The sequence below is a fragment of the Bacteroides sp. AF32-8BH genome, from assembly GCF_003435205.1.
In the GTDB taxonomy this organism is placed as follows: domain Bacteria; phylum Bacteroidota; class Bacteroidia; order Bacteroidales; family Bacteroidaceae; genus Bacteroides; species Bacteroides ovatus.
Genome location: NZ_QVLZ01000057.1, coordinates 23,668 through 40,775 on the forward strand (window position 1 = coordinate 23,668; position 17,108 = coordinate 40,775).

Below are 17,108 nucleotides of genomic sequence, written 5' to 3' on the forward strand. Positions count from 1 at the left end.
CAAAACGGGAGTCTGATACATCTTGTTGTTATATATTATTTCTGTTGCAACAGATGTTTCAGATTCTCGTCACCAGCGATGCGCTCCAACTCGTCGGCGACAATCTGTTTCACCTCCTCCTTGATGCGCCTGTAATTCGCCTTCACCATTTCCTTCATGCAGTCGTTGCCGTTCGCGTCCGCGAAGTCGGTAATGACGGGTATCGGCTTGTAGGCTTTCTCCTCGCGCTTCATTTTCTCGGCATCCACGACAATCTCACAGTGGAAAATCTTCTGCTTGATACGCTCGTTGAAGTTGTCGGACACCGAACCGACGAACATCCCCTGCGTCAAGCCGGAAATTTTGCTCGGCGGGATAAGCGCGTCCATCTGCGTGTTGATGGAGGTGGAAACATCCTGCCGGTTGATGGAGATGGACTGCCGCTTTTGAAGCACCTTTCCGAACCGCTCCGAGAGCGTCTTGGCTGTTTCGCCCACCACCTGCCCGGAGAAGATATTGCCGACCGTGTTCATCACCACTTTCGCCTCGCGGTCCCCATAGTCACGCACCAACTGGCTGAAATCCTGAAAACCCAGACACACGGCAACCTTGTTGCTTCGCGCGGTGGCGATAAGGTTGTCCAGCCCCTTGAAGTATATCGTCGGCAGCTCGTCTATGATGACCGACGACTTCAGCATCCCTTTCTTGTTGATAAGTTTAACGATACGGGAATTATACAGACCGAGAGCCGCCCCGTATATGTTCTGTCGGTCGGGATTGTTGCCCACGCAGAGAATTTTCGGTTCTTCGGGATTGTTGATGTCCAGCGTGAACTCGCTGTCCGACATTACCCAATAGAGCTGCGGGGAAATCATGCGTGACAGCGGAATTTTCGCCGAAGCAATCTGCCCCATTAACTGCTCCGCAGCCCCTCCGAGCCACGCGTCCATGAATGGCGAGAGATAGTTCTCCAGTTCGGGATAAGAGGTCAGAATCGGGAAAATATCCTCGTAACGGCGGTTCAGGAACTCGATGGCATGGGGGAACGTGCAATACTTGCCGTTCTGAAAAATTTTAAGATACCAGATGATAGCCGCGAAAAGGATGATGGGCGATTCCACAAAGAAGTCGCCCTGCTTCTGCACCCAACTCTTGTTTAAATTGAGCATGATGGTGTACGCGCTCTCGTAAGCGTCCGTAATGTCCTCCATGAAATCTGGGTGAATGGGATTGCAACGGTGGCTGCGTCGCGGGTCGTCGAAGTTTATCACGTAGAACTTCGGCTTCACCTTGTATCCCTCCGGGTGGTTGAGCAGATGATTATAGGCTATCGTGGACAAGTCACTGAATTTGAAATCATAGACATACATCGAGAAGCCCTTCTCAATCTGCTGCTTGATGAAACTGTTTACCACCGCGTATGACTTTCCGCTGCCCGGCGTACCCAGCACGATGGAGGCGCGGAATGGGTTCACCACGTTGATCCAGCCGTTGTTCCAACGTTTCCTATAATAAAAGCGGGTGGGCAGATTGACCGAATACTCGCTTTCGATGAGCCGTGTTTCCTGCATGAAGCTCTCGTTCTCGTTGTTGAACACGTCATCCATAAGGTTGTGTTTCAACAGGCGGCTCATCCACAGACCGCCCATCAGCAGGCAGACATAGCCCGTGCCTACGGTCAGCGCGTAAAGTCCCGTCACCGCTTCAACCGGCAGCGGCAATGCCAGTATCCACCAGTTGAGGAAGAACAACACGAACCCTGCGGCAAGTGCCGTCCAGATCCTTCCCCAAGTGATTTTCTCTCCCTTGACGCCCTTCGTCCCCAGACAGGACAGGGCAAGCAGGAGGACGGCGAACAGTTTCGTGTAGAGGATGGAATGGAACAGCCCCGCCGTGCGGTTGAAGTTCATCAGGATTCTGTCCACTACGCCGATGTCCACGCCCCAGAGCCGTATGGCTTCATAGCAGAACCAGTACACGTTCATGACCACTAAAATAATACTCACGGCACGCAGAAAATCCATGATTTTCGCCAATGCCCTCAAATCGTCTTCTTGTTGTGACATAGATTGAAAAATTTTGATGTTGATACTTACGGTTACATTCCCAAGCCCTTGCGCCTCTTCTTTTTCCTCTTGCGCTGCATCGCCCGGATAAAGGCTTCCTCCTCGGCATCCACAGCCGGACCTTCGGGAGTGAGCAGACCGACACCGCCCGCCGTGTTCTCGTGGTCGGATGCGGTCTGTCCGCGCATATCCTCTTCTGTTTCCACCGGAACGGACAGCGGAATCGGCGGCTGTCCGGCATAAGGCAGCGTAAAGTGTTCCTGCAAGGCGTTGGCGGAAAGTTCCTTGCCCATGCGCGAGCCGTTCAGCACGCAGCCCGTTCGGTGGTCTATGAACGTGGCTCCGTAGATGCGCCCTTCCTCCGTGTAGCGCAGTACGGTGTCGATGCCCTTTTCCTTGAGCCGCGAAACGAACTTCTCCTTGTCATACGTGCCTTCAAGCACGGAAAGCACGGTGCGTTTCGTCATGTCGGCGAGTTTCCGGTCCTTAATCTCCTGTTTGGAACGGGCAAACTTCTTCTGCACGGCTTCATAGCCTGCGGACTTCCCGAAAAGCGAGGACTTGAACGGGTTGCCAGTCTTGTTCCCGGCATCATCGGTGACGGAATAGACCAGCCCGTGATACTCACGCCCGCGCACGTTTCCCCGCGCTTCCTCCACCGTCATATTATATAAGGATAGGAGGGCGCGATATTCGCCCATCGTCCGGAAACGGTACTGTCCACTCAGAGCCTTGACGGTATTTCCGACCTGCCTCTTCACGTCGCCCGCCGAAGCGTCCACCTTGCGCAGCGGATTTTCCAGCCGTAGGTTCTTACGCTCCGCCGGGTGCAGCCCGTACTTCCGTTCCAGTTCCCTGCGGATGCGGTCGCTGCGGCGGAAGAGGAAATCCTGATTGAGCCGCCTGCCTTTCTCGTCCACATTGATTGTCACGATGTGCAGGTGGTGACGGTCTATGTCCTCGTGCTTGACAACAAGGTACGGCTGGTTCCCGTAGCCGAGTTTCTCCAGATACTCGCGTGCGATGTCCTGCAATTCCGTATCTGTCAGCACGTCGTCGGGATGCGGGTTGAGCGAGATATGGAGTACCGGTTTCTCCACCCTCGTATGCTCCGGCATACAGGCGAGAAAACCTTCCATCGCCTTGCGTATGTCCACCGTCCCCGTGCCGTCATTGTAGATGCGGTTGGTGGTGAGCAGCCGCCCTTTCGCCCCGTTGATCTTTTCCCCGTTGTAGGCAAGCGCGCCGTACAACGACTTTCCTACACTGATTTTTGCGACCATTTCGCCTCCATTTCCCTTGAAAGTTCCACAATCTGACGGCTCAGTTTCACGAGTTCGACGGTCTGTTGCTCCAGCTTGTAGAGCAACGCCATCGCCTTTTTCTCGGAAAAATGCAGCCTGAGTTCCTTCACGACTTGGTTGTAGTTCGTGCCTACCGCGCGGAACTGCGCATGGAAATCGGACAGTCTGGTGTAGTAATCCACCAGCGTCCTGTCCACTTTCAGCACCCTGAACGGTTGCCCGAAGAAGTGCGCCTTGATGAAAACCGACTTGGCGTAAACGCCCGACTTCTCGAACATGGCGAGGAAACGGTTGTGTTCCTCCTCGTTGAAACGGACGGTGTAACGGAACACCGCCGGGTCAAGTTTGGGATTTCTCCCGGTCTTGTTTCTTTTCTCTTTCATATAAACTTTGGATTTAGCGGATGGACGGCATAAGCCGCCGCTTCTTGGCACAGACACCGCAGGTTTGAAAGGCTTCCCGACTTCGGAGAGGAAGCCCGCCCCCTGCAAGGGCAAGTGCTTTTCGTGGCTGCTCAAAACGTTTTGAGCGGCTGAAAAGACATCTTGCTATGTTCAGGTGAACATAAAAATCCGTCGGGGACGGATTGGGGATGATTCCTTTCAAACTCCGGGCTGCGCTACCTGCGGCGTACCCTGCCGTTCGGGTGCAAAGTTACGCCCTTAAGGCGATGTCCGACAGAGGCTTGACCCGGACAATCAGTGCCAACCGGCGCAACGTGCTGCCACTTGCCGGAGAAGTGATACAAGTTCCAAAATATCCTTGTTTATTTGCAGTGTGATTCGGATGTGGGACTGAAAATACACTCCTTCCGCCAGATGTTCGGACAGCAATCCGGGCATCAATCCAAACGGTTGAAAACAGGTGTATGTATTCAGATAGTTTTCCAAGCACACGTCCGTGCGGACGGATAAAAGCATGGACGGTTGGACAAACCGATGAATACCCGCAGGCACAGCCGGATTAAGGAGTGAATAAATAAATGAATGGGAGTGCGTGCGTACGTACTAATGACAATACGCTACCGCCACCGGACAGATGTATAACCAAATAAATTATCAAAAAAATGAAAGAAGCAACTTATGTGGCAATCTCCACGCAGAAAGGTGGAGCGGGTAAGACAACCCTGACGGTGCTTGTAGCAAGCTACCTGCACTATGTGAAAGGCTACAACGTAGCCGTGGTGGACTGCGATTTTCCACAGTACAGTATCCATGACATGCGCAAGCGCGACATGAAAGCTGTCATGGAGGACGGGCATTACAAGGTGATGGCGTATGAGCAGCTCAAACGGCTGAAGAAGAACCCGTACACCATCAGATGCAGCCGTGCGGAAGATGCGGTAAAGACTGCCGAAAATCTGGTGGCAGCGCAGCCCGACCTTGATTTCGTGTTCTTCGACTTGCCGGGAACCATCAACAATGCCGATGTGGTGCAGACCATTTCCAAAATGGACTACATCTTCACGCCCATCATCGCCGACCGTGTGGTGATGGAGAGTTCCATTAAGTTCGCCACCGTTATCAACGAACAGATGATAAGCACGGGCAAGTCCGGTATCAAAGGGATTTACCTCGTGTGGAACATGGTGGACGGGCGCGAAAAGACGGAACTTTACAAAGCATACGACAAGGTCTGTGCCGAGTTCGCCCTGTCCATTCTGGAAACACATCTGCCGGACAGCAAGCGTTTCCGCAAGGAGACGGCGGCAGAACGCAAGGCAGTATTCCGCTCCACGGCGTTTCCGGCGGACAAAATACTGGTACGCGGCAGCAACCTCGACAAACTCGTCGATGAGATTCTCGGCATCATCAAAAACTGAATGGCATGGCAAAGAAAACAAGAATCGAGGACATCGACAGCGAAGCCGTAATCAACTCGTTTCGACTGGACGATACAAGCATTCCGCCGGAAGCGAGAAGCACGGACGGAAACGCTACTTCTCCACCTCCGAAAGAAGCGATACAGGAAGCCGTTTCTCCACCTGCCTCGCACTCCAAAGAGGAGCCGGAACGCAGGCGCAGGAACAGCAAGCCGGAAAAATTGGATTATGACACCGTATTCATATGCGGGTCCAACGTCACGGCAAGACTCGGCAAGCAGGTCTATATCCGCAAGGAGTACCACGACCGCATACAGAAGATGCTTCATGTAATCGGTGGCAACGAGGTGACTATCGCGGCTTTTCTTGACAACGTGCTGACACACCATTTCACGCTGTTCCAAGACGAGATAGCCGAATCGTTCAAACGGCACATGGAATCCTATAATTTATAAATACCCCAAAAACAACAAAGAAGTATGAAAAGAACAAAGAAGAACCGTCAGGCTGAGTGCCTGCAAACAGGAAAGAGTGAAAGAACCGCTGCCAATGCAGCAAAGTGTGCAAACGGATACGGTCAGGAAAAGACCGGCAGCGACTTCCGCAAGGATGAAGGCAGGGGCAAGCCGCTCTCTGTTTTCTTGGAAGCATCGGAAATCAAAACGCGGCAATGTATATACATCAGCCGAGAAATTCATGAGAAAGTCGCTATCGTTGCCAGTCGGATGGGAAACGGTTTGAGCATCGGCAAGTTCGTGGACAACATCCTCCGCGACCATTTCCGGCAATACGGGCAGCAGTACATGGAACAGATTGAAAACGCCCAAAAAGTAAGATTATGACAAAGGCGTTTTTAATCGTATCGGTTGCTTGCAACGTGTGGTTCCTGTTCCTGCTGTTTTATGACCGCATCATGGACACGAAGCTCATCCGTTTCTTCAGACATATTGCCGGGTTGTGGCGATCATTGGACAGTACAGTGGCAGAGCAAGGAAAGGATAAGGAAATACCTCACGCAGACACCTCGGACATCATTGGCAAGAGCCGTTTCAAGATGGCATCGACCCGGACAACCGCTGCCATACTGGCGCAAGAAGCCGCCACTTCGGATAAAGGCATTGAGCTGTCGGAGGAAGAGGCTACTTTTGACGACGGAAACACGGAAACCGTCTCACGCCCGACACAAGTACCGGAGGACAAACTCGATGAAACCTTCACGAGCATCCCGCCCTCGGAACTGGAGTACGGAGAAGATGAACCGGAGGATGAAGAACCAGACAAAAAGCAGGCTTCGGGAAGCAGCTTCGAGGATATTGACATGGCAGTACGCACCATACGGAAGGAATCACCATCCGATGAGGAAATGCGACACGCCGGAAAGGTCATGACGGAACTGGACGGGACAGAGCTTTTCACAAGAATAACGGAACGCCTGACCGATGATACAATGAGCGAGAGGCTTGCAAAGGCGATGGCAGTTTTCGTGGACACGGTGAACATGACCGTGACACAACAAAAGGAAAAGGTGTTCGTGATTCCCGACAACATCGAGGAGTTCGACTTCCGAAACTATGTATAACAGCTAAAAAAGAATGGAAATGAAAACGTAAAATGACGACACCCATGCGCACGGCGGTACAAGGTACAGCCAATCCGCAACGGACACACCCAAGTCCGTAGAAACAAACGGGCAACCACTAAACCAAAGTAAAGTAATCAAGTATCAACCGCCCGAAAAAGGACTATCCACCCTTTGGACGGCACAAAACAAGAACTGTTTATGAACAAGAACATCAGACAAAAGTTCATCATCTCTGCGGCACTCATGATTGCCGCAACCGCCTCCGTATTTGCGCAAGGAAACGGTCTGGCAGGTATTAACGAAGCCACCTCTATGGTGAGTTCGTATTTCGACCCCGGCACGAAATTAATCTACGCCATCGGCGCGGTGGTCGGTCTTATCGGAGGCGTGAAAGTCTATGGCAAGTTCGTGCGACGTGAAGTTGCGTAAGTGATTGTGTAACATCAAGATTACACCTCCAGTTCCGTCTGGAGTAGCCTACGGACACGTGCATTGGGAGTAATCCTTTTGTACGGAGCTGTCCCGACAAGGTAGCCTTTCCAAAAGGAGAAGATTGAACCGTGAGGGGAAATCAACGGCTGATAACACCATTCAGCACGAGGAGCTTGGCTTAGCGGTATGGTCAACGAAAGTGAACTGTCCGATAAACATCGTAAGGTATAACGAGCCAAAGGCTGTTGACAGGCTCGGACCAAAAGGTAAGCAGTCGGCTGTCCTCTTGAACTTTGGGGGCACACGGACATTAGCACTGCCGGTGGAATAGACAGGACCTAACCCGCTTATTTATCACTTATGTAAAACACGGTAAGCCCGTATCTCTCCAGTTCATCAGAGCTGGTAAGCAAGCCGCAAGGCAAGCCTACATGGGGTGTGGGTATAGGATAGCGGAAAAAGCGAATGCCTCCCTGTAATGGGGAGGATACGGATTGAGCCAATATCACGGGTTGGTAAAGGTAACATCATCCGACACGAAAGTGGGCAGACTTCCGCCTATGGTGACACTTTACAAGATAGTTTACAGAACTTTTAAAGAAAGGAAAGCAAATGAACGCAAAGAAATTGGCGTGTGCGCCCGAAGACATAGACATTCACGAACTCTGGTCGAAAATCGACTGGGACAAATGTGAGCGTTTTGTCCAAAAGCTGCAAGCACGTATTGTAAAGGCTCAAAGGGAAGGCAGAAATAACAAGGTGAAAGCCCTGCAATGGATGCTTACCCACTCGTTCTACGCCAAAGCATTGGCGGTAAAACGAGTTACGACTAACAAAGGAAAATCTACTTCCGGCGTTGACAAGATTACATGGTCTTCTCCATTGGCGAAAGCCAAAGCCATATTCACTCTGAAAAGACATGGCTACAAGCCACAACCTTTAAAACGTGTAAATATCAAAAAGAAGAACGGGAAATTACGCCCACTCGGAATACCAACGATGAAAGACCGTGCGATGCAGGCATTGTACCTAATGGCACTTGACCCGATAGCGGAAACCACTGGCGACAGCCATTCCTACGGATTCCGCAGACATCGCTGTACACATGATGCCATCGAGCAATGCTACATCGTTCTTTCTCGTTCGGTCGCTCCCGAATGGATTCTTGAGGGGGACATCAAAGGATGCTTCGACCATATCAGCCATGCGTGGTTAATCAACAATATCCCTATGGATAAGGAGATACTACGCAAATGGCTCGAATGCGGATATGTGTTCAATGGAGAACTCTTTCCTACGGAAGAGGGAACCCCACAAGGTGGCATAATATCCCCAACTCTTGCAAACATGGCACTTGACGGACTGCAAGATTTGTTGGAAAAGAGTGTCAAGAAATATCAGGTGAACTACAAAAAGATAGTTCCTAAGATACATCTTGTACGATATGCAGATGATTTCATTGTAACGGCAAAGGATAAGGAAACGATAGAACAGGTTATACTTCCATTAGTACGTAAGTTCCTTGCGGAAAGAGGTCTGACACTATCAGAAGAAAAGACAAAAATCACACATATAAATGAGGGATTTGACTTTCTCGGTTTCAATATCCGAAAGTTCCGCAATAATACGCTGCTGACAACTCCATCCAAAGATGCGCAAAAGAGGTTTTGCGAAAAAATCCGCAAGACGATAGAAGCCAACAAGTGTGTAAAACAGAAGTCACTTATTATGATGCTGAATCCAATCATAAAAGGTTGGGGTAATTATTATAAATATGGTACTTCTGCGAATGTATTCCACCGAATGGATTGGGAAATCTTCAAGAAAATATGGCAATGGGCAAGACGCAGACATCCGCAGAAATGTAAAGGATGGGTAAAGGATAAGTATTTCAGAACACTAAATGGGCACTCGTGGAGATTTGCGGCAGATATGGGCAAGAAAGATAAGATTGATTATCTCGAACTGACCTATCTACCAACCATCCACCATGAGAAATTCGTCAAGGTTCGGCATTATGCCAATCCGTATGACCCATCAGATAAATCGTACTACGAATGGAGAGAAACCTACCGAATGAAGCAAACGCTGAAAGGCAGGCAATCTCTAATAAACATTTGGAAACGACAGAATAAAGTATGTCCTGTATGTGGAGAGCGTATTGACAGGGAAAGACCTTGGAGTATCACTGAACAAATAGTCAGTGGACGAAAGGTAAGAACTCTTGTACATACCAGTTGTAAACGTAAAATGCAAAGTAGATTATGAATATGAAAGTCGAAAATGAGATGGCTCTACCGATAACAAAGTCGGTAACGGTCATGTTGCTTGAGCCGTATGCGGGGAAACTCGCACGTACGGTTCTTAGAGGGGAAAGCTCCCGTAAGGGGGCTGACCTACTCGACTCGTCCGGCGACCCCGACACGAGCAAGACAGCCGCCTCATGGTTCGGGGCTTGTATCTTCCTGATTGTCGCTGCGACTATCCTGCGCTCATTCTTCCTTTAATAAACAATGTATGGCTGAATACCCGATAAACAAGGGTATCGGCCGTCCGGTTGAGTTCAAGGGTCTAAAGGCTCAGTACCTCTTCATCTTCTGCGGAGGTCTGCTGGCTCTCTTCGTCCTGTTCGTCATCCTCTACATGGTCGGCATCGACCAGTGGGTATGTATCGGCTTCGGCGCGGCATCGTCTTCCGTCCTCGTATGGCAGACCTTCGCGCTGAACGCCCGGTACGGCGAACACGGGCTGATGAAATTGGGAGCGGCAAGGAGCCATCCCCGATACCTTATCAACCGGCGGCGGATCACCCGATTATTCAAACGGCAACGAAAGGAAGAAACGACATGAGAAATACATCCAAAATGACAACACTGGAAAACAAGTTCCCGCTGCTGTCGGTGGAGCATGGCTGCATCATTTCCAAAGACGCCGACATCACGGTGGCTTTCGAGGTGGAACTGCCGGAGCTTTATACCGTGACAGGCGCGGAGTACGAGGCAATACACGGCTGCTGGTGCAAGGCTATCAAGGTGCTGCCGGACTTCTGCGTCGTGCATAAGCAGGACTGGTTCATCAAGGAACGCTACAAGCCGGAACTGCAAAAGGATGACATGAGCTTTTTGAGCCGCTCCTTTGAACGACACTTCAACGAGCGTCCGTACCTGAAACACACCTGCTACCTCTACCTGACCAAGACGACGAAGGAACGTAACCGGATGCAGAGCAACTTCAGTACGCTGTGCCGGGGACATATCATCCCGAAGGAGCTGGACAGGGAAACCGCCGGGAAGTTCATGGAAGCCGCCGAACAGTTCGAGCGCATCATGAACGACAGCGGCTTTGTCAGGCTGCGCCGCCTCTCCACCGACGAGCTTGTCGGGACGGAGAAGTCCGCTGGGCTGATAGAGCGTTACTTCTCGCTCATGCCCGAAGGCGACACGGCCTTGCAGGACATCGACCTCTCGGCAAGGGAAATGCGCATCGGTGACAACCGCCTGTGCCTGCACACCCTCTCCAACGCGGAGGATATGCCCGGAAAGGTGGCTACCGACATCCGCTACGAGAAACTCTCCACCGACCGTTCGGACTGCCGCCTCTCCTTCGCCTCCCCCGTGGGGCTGCTGCTTTCCTGTAACCACATCTACAACCAGTATGTGATTATCGACAACAGCGAGGAAAATTTGCAGAAATTCGAGAAGTCCGCGAGGAATATGCAGTCGCTCTCCCGATACAGCCGGAGCAACAGCATCAACCGCGAGTGGATAGACCAGTACCTGAACGAAGCCCATTCCTACGGGCTGACCTCGGTACGGGCGCACTTCAACGTCATGGCGTGGAGCGATGACGCGGAGGAACTGAAGCATATCAAGAACGATGTGGGCAGCCAGCTTGCCAGCATGGAGTGCGTCCCCCGCCACAACACTATCGACTGCCCGACGCTCTACTGGGCGGCGATGCCCGGCAACGCGGCGGACTTCCCGGCGGAAGAGAGTTTCCACACCTTCATTGAGCAGGCGGTGTGCCTCTTCACGGAGGAAACCAACTACCGCAGTTCGCTCTCGCCCTTCGGCATCAAGATGGTGGACAGGCTTACGGGAAAACCGTTGCACCTCGACATCAGCGACCTGCCGATGAAGCGGGGCATCACGACCAACCGCAACAAGTTCGTGTTGGGTCCTTCGGGCAGTGGCAAGTCGTTTTTCATGAACCACCTCGTGAGGCAATACTACGAGCAAGGTACGCACGTGGTATTAGTGGACACGGGAAACTCCTATCAGGGCTTGTGCGAGATGATCCGGCGCAAGACAAACGGGGCGGATGGCGTGTATTTCACCTACACGGAGGAGAAACCGATTTCGTTCAACCCGTTCTACACCGATGATTACGTGTTCGACGTGGAGAAGAAGGACAGCATCAAGACATTGCTGCTGACGCTCTGGAAGTCGGAGGATGACAAAGTGACGAAGACGGAAAGCGGCGAACTGGGCAGTGCGGTGAACGCCTACATCGAGCGTATCAGGGCTGACCGGAGCATCGTTCCCTCGTTCAACACCTTCTACGAGTATATGCGCGACGACTACCGCCGCGAACTGGCGGAACGTGAGATAAAGGTGGAGAAGTCAGACTTCAACATCGACAATATGCTCACCACCATGCGGCAGTATTACCGGGGCGGACGCTACGACTTCCTGCTCAACTCCACGGAGAACATCGACCTGCTCGGCAAGCGGTTCATCGTCTTCGAGATTGACAGTATTAAGGAGAATCGCGAGCTTTTCCCGGTCGTGACCATCATCATCATGGAAGCCTTCATCAACAAGATGCGCCGTCTGAAAGGCGTAAGGAAACAACTGATTGTGGAAGAGGCTTGGAAGGCGTTGTCTTCGGCGAACATGGCTGAATACCTGCGCTATATGTACAAGACCGTGCGCAAGTATTACGGGGAGGCAATCGTGGTGACGCAGGAGGTGGACGACATCATTTCCTCGCCCGTGGTCAAGGAAAGCATCATCAACAACTCCGATTGCAAAATCCTTCTCGACCAGCGGAAGTACATGAACAAGTTTGATGCCATACAGTCCCTGTTGGGTCTGACGGAGAAGGAGAAGTCGCAGATACTCTCCATCAACATGGCGAACAACCCGTCAAGGCTCTACAAGGAAGTGTGGATAGGACTGGGCGGCACGCAGTCGGCGGTCTATGCCACCGAAGTTAGTGCTGAAGAGTATCTGGTGCGCCCGTAAAGGGAATTTGACGAATGTCGCTTTGGCAAGCGACTGGGCAAGTGTTTAAAATGCCCATTAACAACCGCTAACCGGAGGGGAAAACCCCACAAGGGAACATAGCACGTTGGTAAAGCCATAAGTCAGCCAACTGTCAGGCTGCGACCGAATGGCAAGTTAAAATGATAGATATGAGGATAAAGCCTGCATTGGTTGAACGATAGTCCGAGCAGTCGTATCCTTGGGCAATGACGGAAGACAGTTGAATAATTCTTCGGAATTATACCGTTATGTTGCGGTACTACACTGATGACACGTAGCAGGAGTAGCATAAACTTACCGCAAGGCAACTACCATAAGTAGTAAAGGACGAAAGTCGTATCCGACAATCTATCGAGCCAAATAGTCGTCAAATTTCTAAACGGGGATTGCCTAAACCGGAAAGCCAGTTGTAGGGCTATGGGGTCTGCCCCTGAATATCCGGCATGGCAACGGAGCTTCCATAGTAGTCTGAGCAGGGTAACGCCCTGTACATGGCGAAGGGGAGCAGCTAATTAAGTTTAACAATTTAAAGGAAGATGTGAGAGACATGAGAAATCCAGAAAATGTGTTGAACAGTCTGAGTAAACACAGCGGTAACTTGAACTATAAGTTTGAGCGGCTGTATAGAGTGCTGTTTAACGAGGAAATGTTTTATGTAGCCTATCAGAATATTTACAGCAAGACAGGCAACATGACGGCAGGAGCCGATGGTAAAACCATTGACGGAATGAGTATTGACCGAGTTGAACAACTGATTGGCAGTCTTAAAAATGAGACTTATCAGCCTAATCCGTCCAAAAGGACGTACATACCTAAGAAAAACGGGAAAAAACGTCCGCTTGGCATACCCTCTTTTGATGATAAGCTGGTACAGGAAGTAGTCAGAATGATACTTGAAGCAATCTATGAAGGTAGTTTTGAACATACTTCACATGGGTTTCGTCCCAAACGAAGTTGTCATACTGCTCTTATAGATATACAAAAGACATTCACTGCCGTGAAATGGTTTATTGAAGGCGATATTAAAGGATTCTTCGACAATATCAATCATGACGTACTGATTAATATTCTTCGGGAACGTATCGCCGACGAGAGATTTTTGCGGCTTATCAGAAAATTCCTGAATGCCGGATATGTGGAAGACTGGGTATTTCATAGAACGTACAGTGGAACTCCGCAAGGCGGGATTATCAGCCCAATACTGGCTAACATCTACCTTGACAAGTTCGACAAGTACATCAAGGAATACATCAATCGGTTCAATAAAGGGGTAACAAGAAAAGGCGACGCTCGATACAAGCTCTACGAACAGCGAAGATACCGACTGGCAAAGAAACTAAAGAATGAGAAAGATGTAAAGGTAAGGAAACAGATGACCGCCGAAATTAAGCGGCTACGAGAAGAACGGAACAACTATCCGGCACGTAATGAAATGGACAGCAGTATCAAACGGTTAAAATACGTGAGATACGCAGATGACTTTCTGATTGGAATTACCGGTAATCTTGAAGACTGCAAAACAGTAAAAGAGGATATTAAGAATTATTTGAATGAAGCTCTTAAACTGGAACTGTCAGACGAAAAGACACTGATAACCAATGCGCAGAAACCAGCGAAATTTCTCGGATATGACGTATTTATACGTAGGTGTAACGATTTACGTAAGGATAAGTACGGTAAAACGGTTCGTGCATTCGGACACAAGCCTGTATTGTACCTGAATTTTGAAACGATGCGGAAGAAACTCTTTGATTATAAAGCCGCAAGAATCGCGGTCGTCAATGGCAAAGAGGTTTGGAAATCCATCGTCAGAACGTACATGCTGAACTTGGATGACTTGGAAATAGTCAGTCAGTTCAATGCCGAAATCCGAGGGTTCTATAATTACTACTCAATAGCCAATAACAGCTATGTCATCAATTCTTTCTATCACATTATGTCATACAGCATGTATAAGGTATTTGCGAACAAATACAAATCATCTGTAAAGAAAATACTTCTGAAATATAAAAAGAACAAGGTTTTCCAAGTGGCATATGAAAATAGCAAGGGTAAGACACTTTACCAATCATTTTATCATGATGGTTTCAAACGCAAAAAGGTTGCAGGGAATATTTACTGTGACACTATTCCACGGACAGTTTCCATAACAGGTGGACGTAACAGCCTTATGGAAAGGCTGAAGCTCCAAGTTTGCGAATTATGCGGTGCTACCGATAAACTCGAAATGCATCACGTTCGCAAACTTAAAGACCTGAAAGGTAAATCCGACTGGGAAAAGAAAATGATAGCTCGAAGACGAAAAACTTTGGCTGTCTGCTCAAAGTGTCATGCAAAAATAGATCCCGACCGAAGAATCAGACTGAATTAATTAGTGGAGAGCCGGATACAGGGAGACTTGTAAGTCCGGTTCGGAGGCGAGTACTCGGAAACCTACCATAGAAATATGACAAGGCGCTGGGTGCTTAGCCTACGCGTACACCACCGAAGAAACGGAAAAAGTAGAGGTGTACCGTCTGGCGGAGCAGCTGGGCGGCGACATTGAAGCCGCCATCCGGCAGCTTGCCGAAAGACGGAGAAACAAGGAATAGGCAATAAGTAAAAACAGATTCATCAACTAAAAAAGAAAATGCGTATGAGTATATCAAGAACGAAAATGCTGCAAGTCAGCAAGTGTTTAATCGGGCTGGCGGTCATGGTGTTGCAATCCTGCGATGTAGCGGACAACCGCCGTGACCTGCTTTGCGGAAACTGGGAAAGCGTAGAGGGCAAGCCCGACGTGCTTATCTACAAGGAGGGCGAAGCCTATAAGGTGACGGTGTTCAAGCGTAGCGGGCTGCGCCGCAAACTGAAGCCGGAAACCTATCTCTTGCAGGAAGAGAACGGCAACCTGTTCATGAACACCGGCTTCCGTATCGACGTGTCCTACAACGAAGCAACGGACATCCTGACCTTCTCGCCCAACGGGGACTATGTGCGCGTGAACCCGAAACCGGACCATCCGATAGGCAAGCAATAAATAATGAAATCCACTAAAATCCAAAGTAACATGAGAACAAGAATAACACTTATTATCTGCCTGTGCCTGTTTGCAGTCGGCAGGGCAAGCGCACAGTGGGCGGTGATAGACCCGTCCAACATCGCGCAGAGCATCGTGAACACCTCGAAGAACGTGGTACACACTTCCACGACCGCCCAGAATATGATAAAAAATTTTCAAGAGACGGTGAAGATTTACGAGCAGGGCAAGAAGTATTACGACGCGCTCAAATCCGTGAACAATCTGGTAAAGGACGCCCGGAAGGTGCAGCAGACCATCCTGATGGTGGGTGACATCACCGACACCTATGTGACCAGCTTCCAGAAGATGATGCGTGACGACAACTTCACGGTGGAGGAACTGGGAGCCATCGCCTTTGGCTACACCAAGCTGTTGGAGGAATCCAACGACGTGCTGACGGAACTGAAGAACGTGGTGAACATCACCACGCTCTCCATGACGGACAAGGAGCGCATGGATGTGGTGGAACGCTGTTACTCCAAGATGAAGCGTTACCGCAACCTCGTGAGCTACTACACCAACAAGAACATCAGCGTGAGCTACCTGCGTGCGAAGAAGAAGAACGACCTCGACCGCATCATGGGGCTGTACGGGAACATGAACGAAAGATACTGGTAGCCTATGAATTTCGACAACCTTCACCAGATTCTGCGCTCGCTCTATGAGCAGATGATGCCGCTATGCGGGGACATGGCGGGTGTGGCGAAAGGCATTGCCGGGCTGGGCGCGCTGTTCTACGTCGCCTACCGGGTGTGGCAGTCGCTGGCGAGAGCCGAACCGATAGACGTGTTCCCTATGCTCCGCCCCTTTGCGATAGGCTTGTGCATCATGTTCTTTCCGACGGTGGTATTAGGTACGATAAACAGCATCATGTCGCCCGTCGTGCAGGGTACGGCAAAGATGCTGGAGGCGGAAACGCTGGACATGAACCGATACCGTGAGCAGAAGGATAAACTGGAATACGAGGCGATGATGCGTAATCCCGAAACCGCCTACCTCGTGTCGAACGAGGAGTTTGACAAACAGTTGGAGGAACTGGGCTGGTCGCCCGGCGACATGGTGACGATGGCGGGGATGTATATCGAGCGCGGGATGTACAACATGAAGAAGGGCATCCGCGACTTCTTCCGCGAGATATTGGAACTGATGTTCCAAGCCGCCGCACTCGTGATAGACACCATCCGCACGTTCTTCCTCGTGGTGCTGGCGATACTCGGTCCGATAGCCTTCGCCATATCGGTATGGGACGGCTTCCAAAGCACGCTCACGCAATGGATATGCCGCTACATACAGGTCTATCTGTGGCTGCCCGTGTCGGATATGTTCAGCACCATACTGGCGAAAATCCAAGTGCTGATGCTGCAAAGCGACATCGAACGGATGCAGGCTGACCCGAACTTTTCGCTGGATTCGAGCGACGGGGTGTATATCGTCTTCATGATAATCGGCATCATCGGTTACTTCACCATCCCGACGGTGGCAGGCTGGATTATCCAAGCCGGAGGCATGGGAAGCTACGGTCGCAACGTGAACCAGACGGCAGGACGAGCCGGAAGCATGGCGGGCAGCGTGGCGGGTGCAGCCGCAGGAAACGT

General features: G+C 50.5%; 17 protein-coding genes and 2 pseudogenes. 13 read left to right on the forward strand and 6 right to left on the reverse strand.

All coding sequences use genetic code 11. The features are described 5' to 3' along the window. Positions 1–35 precede the first annotated feature (35 nt). From mobC to DWZ47_RS30765, 4 genes are all read right to left on the reverse strand, one after another. Positions 36–2,045, reverse strand: a complete 2,010-nt coding sequence (gene mobC, locus DWZ47_RS26870; RefSeq protein WP_008645597.1) for a conjugal transfer protein MobC — start codon at positions 2,043–2,045, stop codon at positions 36–38. Between the two features lie 32 nt (positions 2,046–2,077). Further along, complete coding sequence (mobB, locus tag DWZ47_RS26875) at positions 2,078–3,328, reverse strand: conjugal transfer protein MobB (RefSeq protein ID WP_008645598.1); 1,251 nt, start codon at positions 3,326–3,328, stop codon at positions 2,078–2,080. Then, on the reverse strand, positions 3,307–3,732 hold the full coding sequence (gene mobA / locus DWZ47_RS26880) for a conjugal transfer protein MobA (protein ID WP_005944180.1): 426 nt from the start codon (positions 3,730–3,732) through the stop codon (positions 3,307–3,309). Before mobA ends, mobB begins: the two co-directional genes overlap by 22 nt. A 315-nt stretch (positions 3,733–4,047) precedes the next feature. Next, positions 4,048–4,269 (reverse strand): hypothetical protein, encoded by a 222-nt coding sequence (locus DWZ47_RS30765; RefSeq protein ID WP_049100626.1) that lies wholly within the window; start codon positions 4,267–4,269, stop codon positions 4,048–4,050. 146 nt (positions 4,270–4,415) lie between these two features. Here DWZ47_RS30765 and DWZ47_RS26895 point away from each other — a divergent pair, with 146 nt between their 5' ends. From DWZ47_RS26895 to DWZ47_RS26915, 5 genes and pseudogenes are all read left to right on the forward strand, one after another. Then, the gene (locus DWZ47_RS26895) at positions 4,416–5,171 is read left to right on the forward strand and encodes a ParA family protein (RefSeq protein ID WP_008646093.1); all 756 of its coding nucleotides are present in this window, start codon (positions 4,416–4,418) and stop codon (positions 5,169–5,171) included. Between the two features lie 5 nt (positions 5,172–5,176). Continuing rightward, a complete protein-coding gene (locus DWZ47_RS26900) occupies positions 5,177–5,626 on the forward strand; it encodes a DUF3408 domain-containing protein (protein WP_008646091.1) in 450 nt (149 codons plus the stop codon). Between the two features lie 24 nt (positions 5,627–5,650). Next, positions 5,651–6,013, forward strand: coding sequence for a DUF3408 domain-containing protein (locus DWZ47_RS26905; protein ID WP_008781208.1), 363 nt, complete (start codon positions 5,651–5,653; stop codon positions 6,011–6,013). After that, on the forward strand, positions 6,010–6,750 hold the full coding sequence (locus DWZ47_RS26910) for a hypothetical protein (RefSeq protein ID WP_032567520.1): 741 nt from the start codon (positions 6,010–6,012) through the stop codon (positions 6,748–6,750). Before DWZ47_RS26905 ends, DWZ47_RS26910 begins: the two co-directional genes overlap by 4 nt. 201 nt (positions 6,751–6,951) lie before the next feature. Further along, a pseudogene (locus tag DWZ47_RS26915) lies at positions 6,952–7,161 on the forward strand (DUF4134 family protein); the annotation flags it as partial. A 41-nt stretch (positions 7,162–7,202) separates the two neighbouring features. Here DWZ47_RS26915 and DWZ47_RS26920 read toward each other — a convergent pair. Next, entirely contained in the window at positions 7,203–7,448 is a 246-nt protein-coding gene (locus DWZ47_RS26920; RefSeq protein ID WP_229119331.1) for a hypothetical protein, read from the reverse strand. A 349-nt stretch (positions 7,449–7,797) separates the two neighbouring features. Here DWZ47_RS26920 and ltrA point away from each other — a divergent pair, with 349 nt between their 5' ends. The 5 genes and pseudogenes from ltrA (at position 7,798) to DWZ47_RS26945 (ending at position 14,823) form a co-directional block, all read left to right on the forward strand. Continuing rightward, complete coding sequence (ltrA, locus tag DWZ47_RS26925; protein WP_004316241.1) at positions 7,798–9,453, forward strand: group II intron reverse transcriptase/maturase; 1,656 nt, start codon at positions 7,798–7,800, stop codon at positions 9,451–9,453. Continuing rightward, positions 9,450–9,692 carry a DUF4134 family protein gene (locus tag DWZ47_RS26930; protein WP_007845737.1) on the forward strand — a complete coding sequence of 81 codons (243 nt, stop codon included), beginning with the start codon at positions 9,450–9,452 and terminating at the stop codon, positions 9,690–9,692. Before ltrA ends, DWZ47_RS26930 begins: the two co-directional genes overlap by 4 nt. Positions 9,693–9,702: 10 nt before the next feature. After that, positions 9,703–10,035 carry a DUF4133 domain-containing protein gene (locus DWZ47_RS26935; RefSeq protein ID WP_004315126.1) on the forward strand — a complete coding sequence of 111 codons (333 nt, stop codon included), beginning with the start codon at positions 9,703–9,705 and terminating at the stop codon, positions 10,033–10,035. Continuing rightward, positions 10,032–12,419 (forward strand): annotated as a pseudogene (locus DWZ47_RS26940) (TraG family conjugative transposon ATPase); the annotation flags it as partial. The gene DWZ47_RS26935 and the pseudogene DWZ47_RS26940, both read left to right, overlap by 4 nt. A 580-nt stretch (positions 12,420–12,999) precedes the next feature. Beyond that, a complete protein-coding gene (locus tag DWZ47_RS26945) occupies positions 13,000–14,823 on the forward strand; it encodes a reverse transcriptase/maturase family protein (RefSeq protein WP_005680466.1) in 1,824 nt (607 codons plus the stop codon). Between the two features lie 94 nt (positions 14,824–14,917). Here DWZ47_RS26945 and DWZ47_RS30485 read toward each other — a convergent pair whose 3' ends face one another. Beyond that, entirely contained in the window at positions 14,918–15,100 is a 183-nt protein-coding gene (locus DWZ47_RS30485) for a hypothetical protein (RefSeq protein WP_158570399.1), read from the reverse strand. Between DWZ47_RS30485 and DWZ47_RS26955 the strand changes: the two genes are divergently transcribed. From DWZ47_RS26955 to traJ, 3 genes are all read left to right on the forward strand, one after another. Next, on the forward strand, positions 15,088–15,471 hold the full coding sequence (locus DWZ47_RS26955) for a DUF3876 domain-containing protein (protein ID WP_008645944.1): 384 nt from the start codon (positions 15,088–15,090) through the stop codon (positions 15,469–15,471). The genes DWZ47_RS30485 and DWZ47_RS26955 overlap by 13 nt on opposite strands. 30 nt (positions 15,472–15,501) lie before the next feature. Then, entirely contained in the window at positions 15,502–16,131 is a 630-nt protein-coding gene (locus DWZ47_RS26960; protein WP_004308927.1) for a DUF4141 domain-containing protein, read from the forward strand. A 3-nt stretch (positions 16,132–16,134) separates the two neighbouring features. Then, positions 16,135–17,108 (forward strand): conjugative transposon protein TraJ (gene traJ, locus DWZ47_RS26965; RefSeq protein ID WP_117515304.1); only part of this gene is annotated, 974 nt, incomplete at its 3' end.